This is a genomic window from uncultured Aureimonas sp. (assembly GCF_913775355.1).
GTDB lineage: Bacteria > Pseudomonadota > Alphaproteobacteria > Rhizobiales > Rhizobiaceae > Aureimonas.
Genome location: NZ_CAJYIU010000109.1, coordinates 1 through 17,210, shown reverse-complemented (window position 1 = coordinate 17,210; position 17,210 = coordinate 1). Strand labels below are relative to the sequence as shown.

The 17,210-nt window shown below is 70.0% G+C and carries 15 protein-coding genes and 1 tRNA gene; 7 read left to right on the top strand and 9 right to left on the bottom strand.

Annotated features, from left to right (window positions below; all coding sequences use genetic code 11):
- Positions 1 to 86 precede the first annotated feature (86 nt).
- The gene (locus QZ753_RS08055) at positions 87 to 1,136 is read left to right on the top strand and encodes a low specificity L-threonine aldolase (protein ID WP_294642618.1); all 1,050 of its coding nucleotides are present in this window, start codon (positions 87 to 89) and stop codon (positions 1,134 to 1,136) included.
- A 64-nt stretch (positions 1,137 to 1,200) separates the two neighbouring features.
- Here QZ753_RS08055 and QZ753_RS08050 read toward each other — a convergent pair whose 3' ends face one another.
- The gene (locus QZ753_RS08050; RefSeq protein WP_294642616.1) at positions 1,201 to 1,665 is read right to left on the bottom strand and encodes an Hsp20 family protein; all 465 of its coding nucleotides are present in this window, start codon (positions 1,663 to 1,665) and stop codon (positions 1,201 to 1,203) included.
- A 518-nt stretch (positions 1,666 to 2,183) separates the two neighbouring features.
- On the opposite strand from QZ753_RS08050, the gene QZ753_RS08045 reads away from it, so the two are divergent.
- The gene (locus QZ753_RS08045) at positions 2,184 to 3,284 is read left to right on the top strand and encodes an alpha/beta fold hydrolase (RefSeq protein WP_294642615.1); all 1,101 of its coding nucleotides are present in this window, start codon (positions 2,184 to 2,186) and stop codon (positions 3,282 to 3,284) included.
- On the opposite strand, the gene hisN is transcribed toward QZ753_RS08045, so the two are convergent.
- Together hisN and QZ753_RS08035 are read right to left on the bottom strand one after the other, a co-directional pair.
- Positions 3,274 to 4,056, bottom strand: a complete 783-nt coding sequence (gene hisN, locus QZ753_RS08040) for a histidinol-phosphatase (protein WP_294642613.1) — start codon at positions 4,054 to 4,056, stop codon at positions 3,274 to 3,276. The genes QZ753_RS08045 and hisN overlap by 11 nt on opposite strands.
- Before the next feature lie 61 nt (positions 4,057 to 4,117).
- On the bottom strand, positions 4,118 to 5,020 hold the full coding sequence (locus QZ753_RS08035; protein WP_294642633.1) for an N-formylglutamate amidohydrolase: 903 nt from the start codon (positions 5,018 to 5,020) through the stop codon (positions 4,118 to 4,120).
- A gap of 162 nt (positions 5,021 to 5,182) precedes the next feature.
- Here QZ753_RS08035 and cpdR point away from each other — a divergent pair, with 162 nt between their 5' ends.
- Both cpdR and QZ753_RS08025 read left to right on the top strand, forming a co-directional pair.
- Positions 5,183 to 5,548, top strand: coding sequence for a cell cycle two-component system response regulator CpdR (cpdR, locus tag QZ753_RS08030; protein WP_019996719.1), 366 nt, complete (start codon positions 5,183 to 5,185; stop codon positions 5,546 to 5,548).
- 84 nt (positions 5,549 to 5,632) lie between these two features.
- Positions 5,633 to 5,707 (top strand) — tRNA-Val (locus tag QZ753_RS08025).
- Between the two features lie 240 nt (positions 5,708 to 5,947).
- Here the strand turns inward: QZ753_RS08025 and QZ753_RS08020 are convergent.
- The gene (locus tag QZ753_RS08020; protein ID WP_294642607.1) at positions 5,948 to 7,984 is read right to left on the bottom strand and encodes an NADH:flavin oxidoreductase; all 2,037 of its coding nucleotides are present in this window, start codon (positions 7,982 to 7,984) and stop codon (positions 5,948 to 5,950) included.
- A gap of 144 nt (positions 7,985 to 8,128) precedes the next feature.
- On the opposite strand from QZ753_RS08020, the gene QZ753_RS08015 reads away from it, so the two are divergent.
- Positions 8,129 to 8,758, top strand: coding sequence for a TetR/AcrR family transcriptional regulator (locus QZ753_RS08015; protein WP_294642604.1), 630 nt, complete (start codon positions 8,129 to 8,131; stop codon positions 8,756 to 8,758).
- 24 nt (positions 8,759 to 8,782) lie between these two features.
- Here QZ753_RS08015 and QZ753_RS08010 read toward each other — a convergent pair whose 3' ends face one another.
- From QZ753_RS08010 to QZ753_RS07990, 5 genes are all read right to left on the bottom strand, one after another.
- On the bottom strand, positions 8,783 to 9,688 hold the full coding sequence (locus QZ753_RS08010; RefSeq protein ID WP_294642602.1) for a LysR family transcriptional regulator: 906 nt from the start codon (positions 9,686 to 9,688) through the stop codon (positions 8,783 to 8,785).
- A gap of 67 nt (positions 9,689 to 9,755) precedes the next feature.
- A complete protein-coding gene (locus QZ753_RS08005; protein ID WP_294642601.1) occupies positions 9,756 to 10,991 on the bottom strand; it encodes a pyridoxal phosphate-dependent aminotransferase in 1,236 nt (411 codons plus the stop codon).
- The gene (locus QZ753_RS08000) at positions 10,988 to 12,532 is read right to left on the bottom strand and encodes an aldehyde dehydrogenase family protein (protein WP_294642599.1); all 1,545 of its coding nucleotides are present in this window, start codon (positions 12,530 to 12,532) and stop codon (positions 10,988 to 10,990) included. Before QZ753_RS08000 ends, QZ753_RS08005 begins: the two co-directional genes overlap by 4 nt.
- 38 nt (positions 12,533 to 12,570) lie before the next feature.
- Entirely contained in the window at positions 12,571 to 13,854 is a 1,284-nt protein-coding gene (locus tag QZ753_RS07995) for an FAD-binding oxidoreductase (RefSeq protein ID WP_294642597.1), read from the bottom strand.
- A 3-nt stretch (positions 13,855 to 13,857) separates the two neighbouring features.
- Positions 13,858 to 15,258: a VOC family protein gene (locus tag QZ753_RS07990; protein WP_367171500.1), complete on the bottom strand. Its 1,401-nt coding sequence runs from the start codon at positions 15,256 to 15,258 to the stop codon at positions 13,858 to 13,860.
- A 276-nt stretch (positions 15,259 to 15,534) separates the two neighbouring features.
- On the opposite strand from QZ753_RS07990, the gene QZ753_RS07985 reads away from it, so the two are divergent.
- Both QZ753_RS07985 and QZ753_RS07980 read left to right on the top strand, forming a co-directional pair.
- A complete protein-coding gene (locus QZ753_RS07985; protein ID WP_294642595.1) occupies positions 15,535 to 16,473 on the top strand; it encodes a LysR family transcriptional regulator in 939 nt (312 codons plus the stop codon).
- Between the two features lie 121 nt (positions 16,474 to 16,594).
- Positions 16,595 to 17,210 (top strand): MFS transporter (locus QZ753_RS07980; RefSeq protein ID WP_294642593.1); only part of this gene is annotated, 616 nt, incomplete at its 3' end.

Below are 17,210 nucleotides of genomic sequence, written 5' to 3'. Positions count from 1 at the left end.
GTTCTAACTTCGTCAAGCATTCCATGCAAAGGCGGCGAGCCATTCGCGGCTTTGACGGGCGGGCGCGGGCGCGATAGTCAGCCGCCATGATCTTTGCTTCCGACAACTGGTCCGGCGCCCATCCCGCCGTCACGCAATCGCTGGAGCGCCACGGCGCGGGCTTTGCCGCCGCCTACGGGGCGAGCGACATCGACAAGGCCGTCGAGCGGCGCTTCAACGAGATCTTCGAGCGCGAGGTCGCCGTCTATTTCGTCGGCACGGGGACGGCGGCGAATTCCTTGTCCTTCGCCGCGGTGAACCGGCCGGGCGGCGTCGTGATGTGCCATCGCGAAGCGCACATCGCGCAGGACGAATGCGGCGCGCCGGAATTCTTCACCCACGGCGCGCGCATGGTGCCGGTCGAGGGCGCGCTCGGACGCATGGACCCCGGCCATCTCGTGTCCGAGCTCGGCCGGTTCCGTCCGGGTTTCGTGCATGCCGGCCAGCCGATGGCGGTCTCGCTCAGCCAGGCGACCGAGGCGGGCACGCTCTATTCGGTGGCCGAGATCGCGGCGATCGGCGAGATCGCGCACGAGCGCAACCTCGCCTTTCACATGGACGGCGCGCGCTTTGCCAACGCGCTGGCCGCGACCAACGCCTCGCCGGCCGAGATGACATGGCGCGCGGGCGTCGACATCCTGTCCTTCGGCGCCACGAAGAACGGCTGCTGGTGCGCCGAGGCGGTGGTCTTCTTCGACCCGAAGCAGGCGGAGCAGTTCCCCTATATCCGCAAGCGCGGCGCGCAGCTCTTCTCCAAGACGCGCTTCATGGCCGCCCAGTTCGCCGCCTATCTCGACGGCGGCCTGTGGCTGGAGCTTGCCGCCCACGCCAACGCCATGGCGGACGCGCTGCGCGAGGGTATCGGCCGCTCCGCCCATGCGCGGCAGGCCTGGGACACGCGCTCCAACGAGATCTTCGCCGTGATCGAGACGGCGACCGCCGAGCGGCTGCGGGCGGAAGGGGCCACCTTCTACGACTGGAACGCGCCGCACGACATGCCTGGCCTGGTGCGCGAGGGCGAGGGCCTCTATCGCCTCGTGACCAGCTGGTCGACCGAGCGCGGCGACGTCGATCGCTTCTGCGACCTCATCGCCTGAAGCGCCCAAACGAAAACGGCGCCTCGCAGGGCGCCGTTCTCAATTCTGTCGAGATGTGCCGCGATCAGGCGGCGGAGGCCTCGATCGTCTTGGCCTCGTTGGTGTTGGCCGTGGCGATCTCGATGCGGCGGGGCTTCAGGGCCTCGGGCACGATGCGAGCAAGGTCGATGTGCAGGAGGCCGTTCTTGAGGCTCGCGCCCTTGACCTCGACATGCTCGGCCAGCTGGAAGCGGCGCTCGAAGGCGCGGCCCGCGATACCGCGATACAGATACTCCGACGAACCGTTCGCCTCGTCGCCCTTCTCGCCCTTCACGGTCAGCGTGTTCTCACGCGACTCGATCGAGAGCTCGGTCTCCGAGAAACCGGCCACCGCCATCGTGATGCGGTAGGTGGTCTCGCCGGTGCGCTCGATGTTGTAGGGCGGATAGCTCTGGGCGTTCTCGGCCGTGCCGGCCGCGTCGAGCATCGAGAAGAGCCGGTCGAAACCGACGGTGGAACGGTACAGCGGAGCGAAGTCGAACTGACGCATGGGTGTTCTCCATTGAGCAACGGTTTTGCGTGTGTGGCCGGTCGACCAAGGGGCCCCGCACATCAGGCGGCGGCCGGTCGATCCGAGCCAGCGATCCCGCGAGTGGGCGATCGCAAGGAATGAGATGGTGGGGCCCGAAAACGGCTTCAAGGGCCGTGTCGCGCGTCGACATCGAATTTTTTCATGCAGCCGGAACAACGACTTAGGGCAGCCGCGGCGATGAACGCTGGATGAACGCGCGCTTCGGCTGCCGTTCATGTCGGCGGCCCTAGAACGGCGCCTTCGTTCGGCCCGTCGAGTTCACGAGGCCGGGTCGCCCTCCGATCCTCGAGGGCTCCGCACCGCCCCGACGCGGGGCGGCCGACATCAACCGTTTTCGCAAACGACCGGCGCGTCCCGTCCCTTCCGCTCCGGTCGCTCGGGGTCGGGGGTCCTCGCGAGAGGATCCCCGATCTCCCTTGTCCCCGTCATCCGCCTTCAACCGGCCGCGCGTCTGCGCTAGGACCGGTGGAGCCCTGATGCCCGACGGAGCCGCCGTGCCCGAGAACCAAGACGTCTTCGTTGCCCTCGACGCGAACCTGGCCCCGCCGGGCCTCGAGACCGGCCACCTCGATCTCGGCCACGGGGTGCGGCTGCGCTATGCGATCGGGCGGGGGCCGGCCGGCATGACCAGCCGCGGAACCGTCCTCCTCCTTCAGGGGCGAAACGAGGCCATCGAGAAATATTACGAGACGATCGGCGACCTCAACGCGCGCGGCTTCACGGTCGCCACCTTCGACTGGCGCGGCCAGGGCGGCTCGGGCCGCGGCACCTTCCTGCCCGGCGTCGGGCATGTGGCGAACGTTGAGGACTATGCCGACGATCTCGAGCGCGTCCTGCGCGAGGTGGTGATGGACCGCTGCGCGCCGCCCTATGCGGTGCTCGCCCACTCGATGGGCGGCCTCGTGGCGCTCGCCGCTTCAAGGCGCCTGTCGGCGCATGTCGAGCGCATGGCGCTGATCGCGCCGCTGGTCGCCCTGCCGGGCTCGGCCGGGCTCCGCCGCTTTCAAGGCCTCGTCGCGGGCGCCCTCCACTGGTGCGGTCTCGGCTTCCTGCCGGTGCGCCCGGCCCGGCGCATCGATCCGTCCGAGCCCTTCGCGGGCAATGTGCTCACCACCGACACCGTCCGCTTCGAGCGCAACCGGTCCCTGCGGGCCGCGGCGCCTTGGCTCACCGTCGAGGGCGTCTCGGCCTCCTGGCTGCGCGCCGCGCTGAAGGCCATGCGCCGGCTCGACGATTCCGACCGGATCGCGCGGCTCGACCTTCCCGCCCTGTTCCTCCTGCCGGGCGACGACCGGGTCGTCTCGGCCGCCGCCGCCGAGCGCCTCGCCTGGCGCATGCGCTGCGGCCATTCGATCCGCATCGCAGGCGCGCGGCACGAACTCCTGCAGGAGGCCGACCGCTTTCGCGAGCCGGCGCTCGGCGCGATCGAGACGTTCTTTGCCGAGAGCCTGCCGAAGCCCCCGCCCCTGCCGGCGCTCGACGAGACGCTGATCGGCGAGGCGGTGGCCAAGACCGCCGCCCCCATCCCGGTCGCGGTCCCGGTCCTCGACCCCGCCGGAACGCCCGTCAGCCGTTGAGGATGCGCAGCGCCGCCTCGTGAAGGGCGGGTGTCGCGGCCGCCACCACGTCGCCGCCGTTCTCCGGCCGGCCGCCCGAGAACGTCGTGATGACGCCGCCGGCCTGCTCCACGATCGGCGTCAGCGCCACGATGTCGTAGGGCTGGAGGCCCGGCTCGACGCAGATGTCGACATGGCCGGCGGCCAGCATCGCGAAGGCGTAGCAGTCGGCCCCGAAGCGGGTGAGCCGGACCTGATCGACGAGGCTCTGGAAGCGGTCCTTCAGCCCGCCCTTGAACAGCTCGGGCGCCGACGAGAAGAGCGTCGCGTTGCCAAGCCCCCCGATGTCGCGCACCCGCAGGCGCTTCTCGCCCTGCGGCCCGTCGCCGAAGGCGCCGTCCGGCGTCGCCCAGAAGCGCTCGCGCGTGTAGGGCTGGCTCATGATGCCGATCTCGGCGCGCTCGCGCACCTGGAGGCCGATCAGCGTGCCCCAGACCGGGACGCCGCAGATGAAGGGCCGCGTGCCGTCCACCGGGTCGATCACCCAGAGATGGTCGCCGGAGCCCGACAGGCCGAACTCCTCGCCGAGAATCGCGTGGGCCGGATACTCCGCCTCGATGATCGCGCGGATCGCCTTCTCCGCCTCGCGGTCGGCCTCGGTCACCGGATCGAAGGTGAAGCCCTCCTTGGGCTTGGAATCGACGCTGAGCGCTGTGCGGAAGCGCGGAAGCGTCTCCTTCGCGGCGGCGTCCGCCAGGCGGAACAGGAAGGAAGCGTCGGGCAGCGTCGTCATCGTCGGGTCTCCAGCCGGGGACCGTCCTATACGGCGATCCCCAGCGCCTGGCGAGTGCGCGCTACTCGGCGGCGGCGGGGCGCTGGAGCTCCGATTCCACCTCGGCGGCAAAGCATGAGGCGAACTCCCACAGGATGCGCCGGAAATGGGTGAAGGCCGCATGCGGCACGAAGTTGCGCTCGTCGGCATAGAGCGCGCGGTTGATCTCGAGCTGGATGGCGTGGACCCCGCCGCGCGGCCGCCCGTAGCGCTCGGTGATATAGCCGCCGGCATAGGGCTTGTTGCGCGTCACATCGAGGCCGAGCGCCGTCAGGCGCTGTACCGCCATCGCGACGTAGTGGTGCGCGGCGCTGGTGCCGAACCGGTCGCCCACCACGATGTCGGCCTTCGGCCCGCCCGGCATCGGCCGGACCGAGGAGGGCATCGAATGGCAGTCGATCAGGATCGCGAAGCCGAAGGCGCGGCGCGTCGTCTCCACGAGGCGCTCCAGCGTCTCGTGGAAGGGCATGTAGATCGTGTCGATGCGCGAGAGCGCCTCGGCGACCGGAATACGCCCGGCATAGATTTCCTCGCGCTCGGCGACGATGCGCGGGATGGTCCCGAGGCCGCCCGCGACGCGTACCGAGGCCGAGTTCGCGCGGTCGGGCAAAGGCCCCGAGAACATCGCGGGATCGAGTTCGTAGGGCTCGCGATTGACGTCGAGAAAGGCGCGGGGAAACCTTGCCACGAGAAGCGGCGCGCCGAGCGCCGGCACGAAGTCGAAGAGCTGGTCGACGAACAGGTCTTCCGAGCGGCGGATCGCCGAGGGGCCGAGCCGGCTCTGCGCGAGGAACGAGGACGGATAGGCGCGCCCGCTGTGGGGCGAGCAGAACACGAAGGGGCTGGTCTGGCGGGTCGGCTCGATGACCTCGAAGGCCGGGCACGAGCCCGCGGCGGTTTCCAGGCTGGGAGCGGCGACGTCCAAATGCACTCCCCTTCATTTCCCTTTCGCAAACCGCGTTCCGTTCAAGATAGGGCCGTTTTGCCGCTCGAACATTCCATTTAGCTCTTGCTTAAGCAATCTGCTAAAAGGTTGACTGCGAGCAGGCTTCACGTCCGGCACCCGCCGCGACATTCAGGTTACGAGATGTACAAGATCCTTCTGGCCGAAGACGACAACGACATGCGCCGCTTTCTGGCCAAGGCTTTGGAAAAGGCCGGCTACGAGGTGACCGCCTACGACAATGGCGGCAGCGCCTACGAGCGCCTTCGCGAGGAGCCGTTCTCGCTGCTCCTGACCGATATCGTGATGCCCGAGATGGACGGCATCGAGCTGGCGCGCCGCGCCACCGAGCTCGACCCCGACCTCAAGGTCATGTTCATCACGGGCTTTGCCGCGGTCGCGCTGAACCCGGACTCCAAGGCCCCCAAGGACGCCAAGATCCTGTCCAAGCCCTTCCACCTGCGCGAGCTGGTGGAGGAGGTCGGAAAGATGCTCCAGGACGCCGCCTGATTTTTTTGCGGTTCCATCACCACAAGAGGCGCAAACGGTCTTGACCGCCCCACGCCTCCTGTGGTGTAAGCCGCTTCATCGAATGGGCGCGTAGCTCAGCGGGAGAGCACTGCATTGACATTGCAGGGGTCACTGGTTCAATCCCAGTCGTGCCCACCATTCGACCCCCTCCTCCGGTCCGGCCGCGACGAACGTGTTGCTTCCCTCCATCCGGGGTCTGACGTCGGTGGCGATGTTTCTTCCAGTCCATTTTAGTTCGTTCTGCCCGGTGCCAGGTGGCGACCGGGTTATCGTTCCGGCGTCTCGCCACGCCATGCGCATCGTCCCCGCCGCCCATAAGCGGTCCGCGTCGAATGGACGGGACCGCTCGGGGCCTAGAAGGCGCGGACCGGAGGCGCCTCAGAGGTCCTTGGCGAGACGCAGTGCGTCGTAGATCGCGGCGTGCGTGTTGCGGGCGGAGACCGCGTCGCCGATCCGGAAGAGCTGGAAGGTCCCTGCGGGGTTCCGCGTGACGGTCTGGGGCAGGCCCTCGATCAGGGCGTCGTAGGACACCTCGCCGCCGTTCGAGGATCGCGGCTTCAGTTCGAAATACACGTCGTCGAGCGGGATCGTGCCGTGGTTGACGACGATCTGGTCGAAACTCGCCGTCTTCGCGACGCCGCCGTAGTCGCTGCCGAGGTGCGCCAGGAGGCGGTTCCCGTCGCGCTCCACGGCCTCCAGCCGGTAGGTGACCGTGAAGGTCGCGTCGAGCGTCTGGAGCGAGCGCATGTAGGGCACAAGGTTCATCGCCATGACCTCAGGCGCGAAAGAGCGGTCCGGGGTCATCACCTCGACCTTGGCCCCGGCCCGGGCGACGACCTCGGCGGCCTGAAGCCCGGCATGATCGCCCGCGTCGTCGTAGACGAGGACATCGGACCCCGGCTTCACGTCGCCGGAGATGATGTCCCAGGCCGAGACGACGAGCTCGTTGCCGCGTGACAGGACCTCCGTATGCGGCAGGCCGCCGGCGGCGACCACGACGACGTCGGGCTCCTCGGCGATCACCGTCTCGGCGTCGGCGAAGGTGTTGAAGCGAAAGACGACGCCCATCCGCTCGCACGCCGCCATGCGCCAGTCGATGATGCCGATCATCTCGCGGCGCCTTGCGCTCTGCGCGGTCAGGCGGATCTGACCGCCCGGCTTGTCGGCGGCCTCGAACACCACGACGGCGTGGCCGCGCTCGGCCAGAACGCGCGCCGCCTCCAGCCCGCCCGGCCCGGCGCCGATCACCACGGCCTTCCGGCGCACGGGAGCTTTCTCGATCTCGTGCGGCATGGTCAGCTCGCGGCCCGTCGCCGCGTTGTGGATGCAGTAGGCGGCGCCGCCCTGATAGATGCGGTCGAGGCAGTAGTTCGCGCCGACGCAGGGGCGGATCTCGTCCTCGCGCTTCTCGATGATCTTGCGCACGATATGCGGGTCGGTGAGGTGGGCGCGCGTTAGGCCGATCATGTCGACCTTGCCGCTGGCGATGGCGTGGCGAGCCGTCGCGACGTCGGAGATGCGGGCCGCGTGAAAGGTCGGGAAGCGCGTTTCGGCGCGGATCTCGCCGGCCAGATCGAGATGGGGCGCGCTCGCCATGCCCTGGATCGGGATGAGGTCGGTCAGCCCGGCATCGGTGTCGATATGGCCGCGCACGACGTTGAGGAAGTCGACGAGGCCGGACTCCTTCAGGCGGCGGGAAATATCCATCCCCTCCTCCCGCGTCGTGCCGCCCGCCAGCCCCTCCTCGCCGCTGTAGCGCACGCCGACGATGAACTCCGGGCCGACGCGCTCGCGGATCGCGCGGAGGACGTCGAAGCCGAAGCGGAGGCGATTCTCGAGCGAGCCGCCATAGGGGGCGTCGAGATCGTTGGTGAGAGGCGAATAGAACTGGTCGATCAAATGGCCGTAGGCCTCGAGCTCGATCCCGTCCATGCCGCCGGCCTTCATCCGCTCGGCGGCATCCGCATAGTCCCGCACGATGCGCTCGATGTCCCAGTCCTCGAGGCGCTTGGGGAAGGCGCGGTGGGATGCCTCGCGCTTGTGCGAGGGAGCGACCACGGGGAGCCAGTCGCCCTTGTCCCAGCGCGTGCGCCGGCCGAGATGGGTGAGCTGGATCATCACGGCGGCGCCCTCCGCGTGCACCGCGTCGGACAGCTCGCGCACCCAGGGCACGACCTCGTCCCTGTAGGCGAGGATGTTGTTGAAGACGGGCGGGGAGTCCCTTGCCACGGACGCCGAACCGGCCGTCATCGTCAGCGCGACGCCGCCCCGCGCCCGCTCCGCATGGTAGGCGCGGTAAGCCGCCTTCGGCATGCCCTCCTCCGCATAGGCCGGCTCGTGGGAGGTCACGAGGATGCGGTTGCGCAGCGTCAGGTGCTTCAGCTGGAAGGGCTGGAGGAGCGGGTCGGCGGTCATGGCGGGGGTCCCCTTCGTCGGCACGCGGCGACGCTACGAAGAAATGTACGTCACTGTCAATTTTCCCAACATCGGTGCATATCATCTGTTCGGACCCGTCAGGGCTCGTTGCCCGTGCGGAGGTGCGGTGGTAAGGTTCGAGCCATGCGAGAGGCACCGGCCGCGGACACGGGATGGCGCGCGTCGCCGGAGATCTGGCTGGAAGCGGCCTACGAAGCGCTCCTGGAGGGCGGCGTCGAAGGGGTGCGCATCCAGTCGCTCGCCGAACGGCTGAAGATTTCCCGGACGAGCTTCTACTGGTTCTTCAAGGACCGGGCCGCGATCCTCGAGGCGCTGGTCGCTCGCTGGCGCGAGACGAATACCGGCCATCTCGTCGGGCAGACCGAGCGCTATGCCGAGACCATCGTCGAGGCGATGCTGAACGTCTTCGACTGCTGGCTGCAGCCCGCGCTCTTCGATCCGCAGTTCGAGTTCGCGATCCGAAGCTGGGCGCTGCAGTCGCCCCCGATCCTCCATGAGGTCCGCGAGGCCGACCGGCTACGCCTCGAGGCGCTCGACCGCATGTTCCAGCGCTTCGGCTTCGATCCGGGCGAGGCCGACGTGCGTGCGCGCACGACCTATCTCGTGCAGATCGGCTACATCTCGATGCAGACGACCGAGGACCTCGCGGTCCGGCTCGACCGGATCCCGAACTATGTCCGCATCTTCACCGGGCACGCGCCGGGCGAACGGGACATGGAGCGCTTCCTGTCCCGCCAGCGCGCGCCGGCGTGAGCGGCGGCGCCACGGGGGCCACGATCAGGCGCCGCCGTCCCGCCCGGTGACGGCGGACAGCCATTGCCGGAAGGCGACGAGCGGTGGAAAGCGGTCGCGCTCCTTCGGCCAGACGAGGTGATACTCCTCGCGCGAGCGCATCGGGCGGTCGATGATCGGCACGAGCTCGCCGCGCTCGATCTCCTTGGCGACGAGGAAGCTCGGCAGGAGCGCGACGCCGAGCCCTGCCATCGCGGCCTGCGCGATCGTGGCGAACTGGTCGAAGAGCATGCCCGTCACGCCGTCGGGCACGACCCCGTGCGCGGCGAACCACGTCTCCCAGGCGTCGGGACGCGAGGTGATGTGGAGGAGCGGCAGCGCACGCAGCGCCGCCGGATCGCCGCCGACCGGATGGGCCGCGGCGAAATCGGGGCTGCCCATCGGCACGACGTCCTCGGCCAGAAGCTGGAGGTGGCGGGTGCCCGGCCAGTTCGGCACGCCGAAGTGGATCGCCGCGTCCATCGTGTCGAGCCGGAAGTCGAACTCGACGAGCCGCGTCGCGAGATTCATCGTGATGCCGGGATGGAGCGCCAGGAAGTCCGGCAGCCGGGGCGCCAGCCAGCGCGTGCCGAAGGTCGGCAGGATCGCCAGGTTCAGCGTGCCGCCGAAGGGGTTGGCGCGGATGTTGAGCGAGGCCGTCGAGATCCGCCGCAGCGCGTCGCGGATGTCGCGCGCATAGGCTTCGCCCGCCGGCGTCAGACGCACCGTCTGGCGCTCGCGCAGGAACAATTCGACGTCGAGCTGCTCCTCCAGCGCCTTGATCTGCCGGCTGACGGCGCTCTGCGTGAGGTTCAGCTCGCCGGCCGCCGCAGTGAAACTGCCGGTGCGCGCCGCCGCCTCGAAGGCGCTGAGAAGGCCGATGGACGGAAGGAAGCGGCGCGGGGTCTGCATCCCGCCATTCCATAGCGGAATGGGACAGGCGGCGACACTCCCGCGCCAGCGCTTGCGGACCACCCCGTCAGGCGTGCCGGAGCCGGGCGCAGGCCGCCGTGATCCGCCCCAGCGCCGTCGTCAGCTCGTCTTCCGAGGTGGCGTAGGAGATGCGGAAGAACGGCTCGAGGCCGAAGCAGGCGCCGGGAACGACCGCGACGTCGGCTTCGAGGAGATAGTCGGCGACGTCCCGGTCGGTGCGGATCGTCCGCCCGTCCGGCGTCGTCGCGCCGAGAAGCCCCGCGCAGGAAGCGAACGTGTAGAACGCGCCCTCTGGTGTCGGGCACCGGATGCCGGGGATGGCGTTCAGCCCGGCGACCACGAGATCGCGCCGCCGCTGGAACGCGGCGCAGCGCTCGGCGACGATGTCCTGCGGCCCGTTCAGCGCCGCGACCGCCGCCGCCTGGCTGACCGACGAGGGGCAGGACGTCGCCTGGCTCTGCACCACCGCCATCGCCCGGATCAGCGCGGCGGGGCCGCCGCCGTAGCCGATGCGCCAGCCGGTCATCGCGTAGGCCTTCGACACGCCGTTGACGGTGAGCGTGCGGTCCCGCAGGTCCGGCGCGACAGCGGCCAGCGTCGCGAACGCCCGGCCGTCGTAGAGGATGTGCTCGTACATATCGTCCGACATCGCCCAGACATGGGGATGGCGGCGCAGGACGCCGGCGAGCGCTTCGAGGTCCTCGGCCGAGTAGGCCGCGCCCGACGGGTTGGAGGGCGAGTTGAGGAGCAGCCAGCGGGTGCGCGAGGTAATGGCCGCCTCGAGCTGTTCGGGGCTCAACCGGAAGCCCGCCTCGATCCCGCACGGCACGAGCACCGGCGTTCCGCCCGCGATACCCACGATATCGCTGTAGCTCGTCCAGTAGGGGGTGGGGATCACCACCTCGTCGCCGGGGTCGAGCGTCGCCATGAAGGCGTTGTAGAGGATCTGCTTGGCGCCGGCCCCGCAGGTCACCTCGTCCGGCGCGAAGACGAGCCCGTTCTCGCGCTCGAACTTTTGCCGCACGGCGTCCTTCAGCTCGGGCGAGCCGTCGAGCGCGGTATACTTCGTGGCGCCGTCGCGGATCGCCCGGATCGCCGCCTCCTTGACGTGGTCGGGCGTGTCGAAGTCCGGCTCGCCCGCCCCGAGGATGATCATCGGCCGTCCGGCGCGCTTCAGCGCGCCGGCCTTGGCCGTGATCTTCAGGATCTCCGAGACGCCGATCGAGGCGATGCGGGCGGCGGGCTCGAAGCCTGCGACGTCGGTCTTCGCGAGCGCGCTCATGCGTCCGCCGAGCCCCCGTCGACGTCGAACTTGACGCCTTGCGCGAGCGGCAGGGAGCGGCCGTAGTTGATGGCGTTGGTCTGGCGGCGCATGTAGGCCTTCCAGGCGTCCGAGCCGCTCTCGCGCCCGCCGCCGGTCTCCTTCTCGCCGCCGAAGGCGCCGCCGATCTCGGCCCCCGAGGTGCCCATGTTGACGTTGGCGATGCCGCAGTCGGAGCCCGCGGCCGAAAGGTAGCGCTCGACCTCGCGCATGTCGGTGCCGAAGATCGACGACGACAGGCCCTGCGGCACGCCGTTCTGCAGCGCGATGGCCTGCGCGAGGTCGCGGTACTTCAGGACATAGAGGATCGGGGCGAAGGTCTCCTCGACCACCGGCCCGGTCTGCTCGGGCATCTCGACCAGCGCGGGCCGCACGTAGAAGGAGGCATCGCCGTTGACGTCGACGCGCTCGCCGCCGTGCACCGTGCCGCCGGCGGCCTTCGCGCTCTCCAGCGCCCGGCCCATCGCCTCGAAGGCGGCGCGGTCGATCAGGGGGCCGACGAGCGCGTCCGAGGTCAGCGGATTGCCGACCGAGATCGAGCCGTAGACCTTGGCGAGCTTGGGGACCAGCGTGTCGTAGACGCTCTCGTGGACGATGAGACGCCGCATCGTGGTGCAGCGCTGGCCGGCCGTGCCCATGGCGCCGAAGGCGACGGCGCGCAGCGTCAGGTCGAGATCGGCGGACGGCGTGACGATCGAGGCGTTGTTGCCGCCGAGCTCGAGGATCGCGCGGGCGAAGCGGCGGGCGAGTCGCTCGCCGACCGCACGGCCCATGCGGGTCGAGCCGGTGGCCGAGACGACCGGCACGCGCACGTCGTCGACCAGCGCCTCGCCGGCCTTGGCGTCGCCGATCAGAAGCGTCGACAGGTTCGCGGGCGCGTCGCCGAATCGGGCGGCGGCGCGCTCGAAGATCGCCTGCGTGGCGAGCGCGGTGAGCGGCGCCTTCTCCGACGGCTTCCAGACTACGGCGTCGCCGCAGACGAAGGCGAGCGCCGCGTTCCAGGACCAGACCGCCACGGGGAAGTTGAAGGCCGAGATGACGCCGACGACGCCGATCGGGTGCCATTGCTCGGTGAGCTTGTGGTCGGCACGCTCGGACGGGATCACGAGGCCGTAGAGCTGGCGCGACAGGCCGACGGCTAAGTCGCAGATGTCGATCATCTCCTGCACTTCGCCGAGGCCCTCGGACGGCGCCTTGCCGACTTCCAGGCTGACGAGGCGGCCGAGCGCGTCCTTGTGGGCGCGCAGTTCCTCGCCGAGCAGCCGGACGAGTTCGCCGCGCCGCGGGGCGGGAACCTCGCGCCACTTGAGAAACGCCTCGTGCGCGCGCCCGATCGCAGCGCCTGCAGCCGCCGGATCGGCCAGCGGAACGGAGGCGAGGACCGCGCCGTCGACCGGCGAGACGACCTCGCGGGAGCCGCCGCGGAACGCGGTCTCGGCGACGCCGAGCGAGGACAGGAGGGACTGCGCCTCGGCGGCGAGGGAGGTGGGCGTGTCGAGCATGACGGTCGTGTCCTCAGGAAGAAGCGTCGGGGTGCGGATCAGAGCCGCGCGCCGGCCAGATGGGCGACCTGCGCGCCGACCTCGTAATAGGCCTCGCGCAGGGTGCGCCGTGGTGCGGGCAAAGGGTCGGTGACGGGCAGCGGCAGGTCGGCCTCGCCGATCTCGCCGAGAAGAAGCCGGGCGAGGCAGCGGCCGAACACGGTGCCCGGCGCGATGCCGCGCCCGTTGTAGCCGCTGAAGGCGACGACGTCGCGCCCCAGCCGGTGGAAGCGCGGCAGGCTGTTCCCGGTCATGCCGATCTGGCCGTACCACCGGTATTCGAAGTCGACGCCCGCGATCTGCGGGAAGAGCCGCGCCAGCGCCCGGCGTCCCCAGTCCCGGTGCACCGCCTGACCGCCGCCGCGAAGGGCGCCGACCGAGCCGAACACGAGCCGGCTTGCCTGGTCGAAGCGGAACGAGGAGAGGATCTCCCTCGTGTCCCAGGCGCCTTGGCGCTCGGGCAGGATCGAGTGCCGCACATTGTCGCCGAGCGGCGGTGTCGCCATGTTGAAATAGGGCAGATGCACCTGCTCGCCGCGGATCTCCGGAAAGACGCCCTTGGCATAGGCGTCGGTCGCCACCACGACGGACTTGGCGCGCACCGCGCCGTTCGGCGTCGCGAGGCGCCATAGCGCCCCCTCGTCGGTGGCCGAGACCACGGGGCTCGCGGTGAAGATGTCGGCGCCCGCCGCGATCGCCGCGCGCGCAAGGCCCCGGACATAGGCGAGCGGCTGGATCGTGCCGGCGCGTTCGTCGAGAAGCGCGCCGGCATAGGCCGTGGTGCCGACCTTGGCCGCGGTCTCGGCGGCATCGAGGAGGCGCACCGGCGCACCCCGCGCCTTCCACTGGCGCTCGCGCTCCCGCACCTCGTCGAGGCCCTTCGGCCCGACCGCGCAGTGCAGCGTGCCCTGCCGTTCGGCCTCGCAGGGGATGGCATGCCGCTCGACGAGCTCGAACACGACGCGCGGGGCCTCGCCGAGAAGCTGCAGCAGCCGCTCGCCGTGCACGTCCCCGAGTTCGCCGGGCAGGTCGTCCGGCATCACCCACATGCCGGCATTGACGAGGCCGACATTGCGGCCCGAGCCGCCGAAGCCGATCTCCTCGGCCTCGAGCACCGCGACGCTCGCCCCGCCCTCAGCCAGATGGAGCGCCGCCGAACAGCCGGTGAAGCCGCCGCCGATCACCGCGACGTCGACCACCCGCTCGTCCGCCAGCGCATGCGTCGCCGGCGCCGGCGGGGCGGAGGCCTCCCAGAGGCCGTGACTGCGTGGGTCGTTCTTCATAGATCAGGCCGCGTCGGGCCGACGGGTGCGGCGCAGCGCCTCGCGCACCGCCTCGATCGAGCGCGCCTGCGCCTCCTCGTAGACCTCGAATTCGTCGCGGACCTTGGCCCCGAGGGCTTCCACGAAGGCGCCCCGGCTCGCGTGGCCCGCGTAGCTGCGCTGTTCCTGCCCGCCGAGGTTCGACTGAAAGATGCCCGCCGCCGAAACCGGCAGGAAGTCCTCGTAGACGATTGGGTAGGCCTCGACATCGCCGCTCGCGATCAGCGCCTCGAGCGACAGGCTGTCGAGCGCCGTCGGCGCCCCTCCGCCGCTCTTGTCCGTCGGAACATAGCGGTAGTAGCCGAGCTCCTCGCGGCGCAGCGTCTCGTGATCGTCCGGGAAGTCCGCAAAGACCGCGGCGAGGCGCGCGGCGTAGTCGGCGCCCGCATTGCCCTGCCCGCCCGCGTCGCGAACGCGCGCCAGAAGCTCGTCGTAGAGCGCGCGGCCCTTGCGCGTCAACGCCAGCCCGCGCTGCTCGATCTCGCCGAAGCGGGCCGTATGGGTGCCGGCCTGCGCGCCGTCCGCGCCGCGAAAGAGGATCGGCTCCTCCAGCGCCTTGAAGCTCGTCTGGCGCAGGAGGATCGGGCAGCGGCGCGTCGGCGGGCCCTCGATCACGTCCTTGGCCGCGATGCTGCGCGCGGGCATGGCGGCCTGCACGGCGTCGATGTCCAGCGTGCGCGGCGTCAGGTGGTTGATGTGCGGGCCTCGGAAACAGACGACGTCGGCGATCAGCCGGTGCACCTTGGACAGGCGCTGGTAGGTGCCCTCGTCCACCGTCGCCTCGCGGTGCCAGCGGAAGGTCTCGACCGCCTCGCGCACGAAATCCTCGGCCTCGCCGTTCGTGAGCCCGCCCGCCGTCTCGAAGCGCTCGATCAGCGCCAGCGCGCCCGGCGTGAAGATGCGCCGGCGCGACAGGATCGCGGCCGCCTCCTCCCGAAGGGCCTCGTCCTCGATGAGTTCGAGCCGCAGCAGCGAGGTGAAGACGCGGAACGGATTGCGGGCGAGGTTCTCCTCGCGGACCGGGCGGAACGCGGTGGAATGGACCGGCACGCCCGCGACCGACAGGTCGTAGTAGCCGACCGGCTCCATGCCCATGACCGCGAACAGCCGGCGCATCGTGGAAAGCTCCTCGGCCGTGCCGAGGCGGATCGCGCCGTGGCGCTCCAGATCGATGCGCTCGAGATCGTCGGTCCGCTCGAGATCGGCCTTCAGCGCCGGGTCGGCGACCAGCGTCGCCGCGTTGACGTCCGCGACGAGCTCCATCAGCGTGCCGTACTGCGGCACCTCGGCGCGGTACATCTCCGACATGGTCCGGGAAAAGCGGGTGCGGATGTGGTCGGGCGTGACGAAAGCGGCGTCGCTCACAATCTGATCCTTTCCGGGTCCGGCGCACGGCGTCGCGGCGGGCTCGCGTGCCGTTTGCAATTCCCCACTCTTGGCTCCGGCGGAGGCGTTTCTCAAGCGATGTTAGCACATGACGTCATTCCGCCGGGGAATGACGTCGGCAGCGGTTTCAGGCAGGTCACGCGAAGGGGACTGGATCGGCGGCGGCTGTCGCGGCACCTTGGCGCCTTGCGGCAGGCACGCGATTCCCCTGCCCCGCGACCGCATGGTTTTCCCGACCGGGCGCGAAAGGCCTCGATGCAGATACGCCATCTCCGCTATTTCGTGACGCTGGCCCGCCTCGGACATTTCCGGCGCGCGGCGGAAAGCTGCGGCGTGACGCAGCCGACGCTGTCCGCCGGCATCGCCTCGCTCGAGACCGCGCTCGGCGTCGAGCTCGTGCGCCGCGACCGTCGCTTCGTCGGGCTGACGGCCGAGGGCGAGGCCGCCCTTCCCTGGGCACAGCAGATGCTGGCCGACTGCGACGGCATGCTGCGCGCGGCCGGCAAGCCCGGCATCGGCCTGACCGGGCGGCTGCGGCTCGGCGTCATCCCTGCCGCGATGCCCGCGGTCGGCGCGATCGCGCCGGTGCTGGCCGCCGATCATCCCGACCTGCAGCTCGTCATCCTGTCGATGACCTCGCGCGAGATCGAGCGCGCGCTCCACGCCCATGACATCGACGGCGGCGTCACCTATCTCGAGAACGAGCCGCTCGGCGGCGTCATCACCTGGACCTTCTACGAGGAGCGCTACCGCTTCGCGACGCCGGCCGACGGCCCTTTCGCCGGGCGGTCGGCGATCTCCTGGGCGGAGGCGGCCGCCGCACCCCTCTGCCTCCTGACGCGCGACATGCAGAACCGTCGCATCCTCGACGCGCAGATGGCGAGTATCGGCATGGATGTGCAGCCGCGCGCAACCACCAATTCCTACACCGCCCTCCTGTCGATGGTGCGCATGGGCGACCTGTCCTCGATCCTGCCGCACAGCCATGCGGGCACGGCCGAGCGCGATCCCGCGATCCGCATTCTTCCCTTCGACGACCCGTCGCCGCCCCAGGCCGTCGGGCTCGTGGTGCTCGACCGCCATCCGATGTCGGCACAGAGCCGCGCGGTCCTGTCCTGCGTGCGCTCCGCCGATTTCCGGCGGCGCGTGGCGGCGCTGCGGGACGACGGCGGCGACCCTCACGAGCCCTTGTGATCGAGTTCGTCTATCATTGATCGTTCCAACAACATTTGACGCGTTCTAAATTGGGCGCAACCCTTTGCAACGACGGGCGAACGGCTGGGAGGCCGCGCCCGCACCTGCATGGGGAGGATCGATGAGTTCTGCAGCCGATGTCGCGCGCCCGCCGGGCGTTGGGTTCCTGGACCGCGAGAACACGGTGGCCAAGGCCGGTTTCAACCGCTGGCTGATCCCGCCCTGCGCGCTCGCGATCCATCTATGCATCGGCATGGCCTACGGATTCTCGGTCTTCTGGCTGCCGCTGTCGCGCGCCATCGGCGTCGCGCAGCCGGTCGCCTGCGAGGGCATGACCCTGATGACGGCCCTCTTCACGACAACGTGCGACTGGCGCGTGTCGGACCTTCTGTGGATGTACACGCTCTTCTTCGTGGTGCTCGGCGGCGCTGCGGCGATCTGGGGCGGCTGGCTAGAGCGGGCGGGTCCGCGCAAGGCCGGCCTCGTCTCGGCCGTCTGCTGGTGCGGCGGCATGGTGATCTCGGCACTCGGCATCTACCTCCACCAGCTCTGGCTGATGTGGCTGGGCTCGGGCGTGATCGGCGGCATCGGCCTCGGTCTCGGCTACATCTCGCCGGTCTCGACCCTCATCAAGTGGTTCCCCGACCGCCGCGGCATGGCGACCGGCATGGCCATCATGGGCTTCGGCGGCGGCGCGATGATCGGCTCGCCCCTGGCCGTGGAACTGATGAAGACCT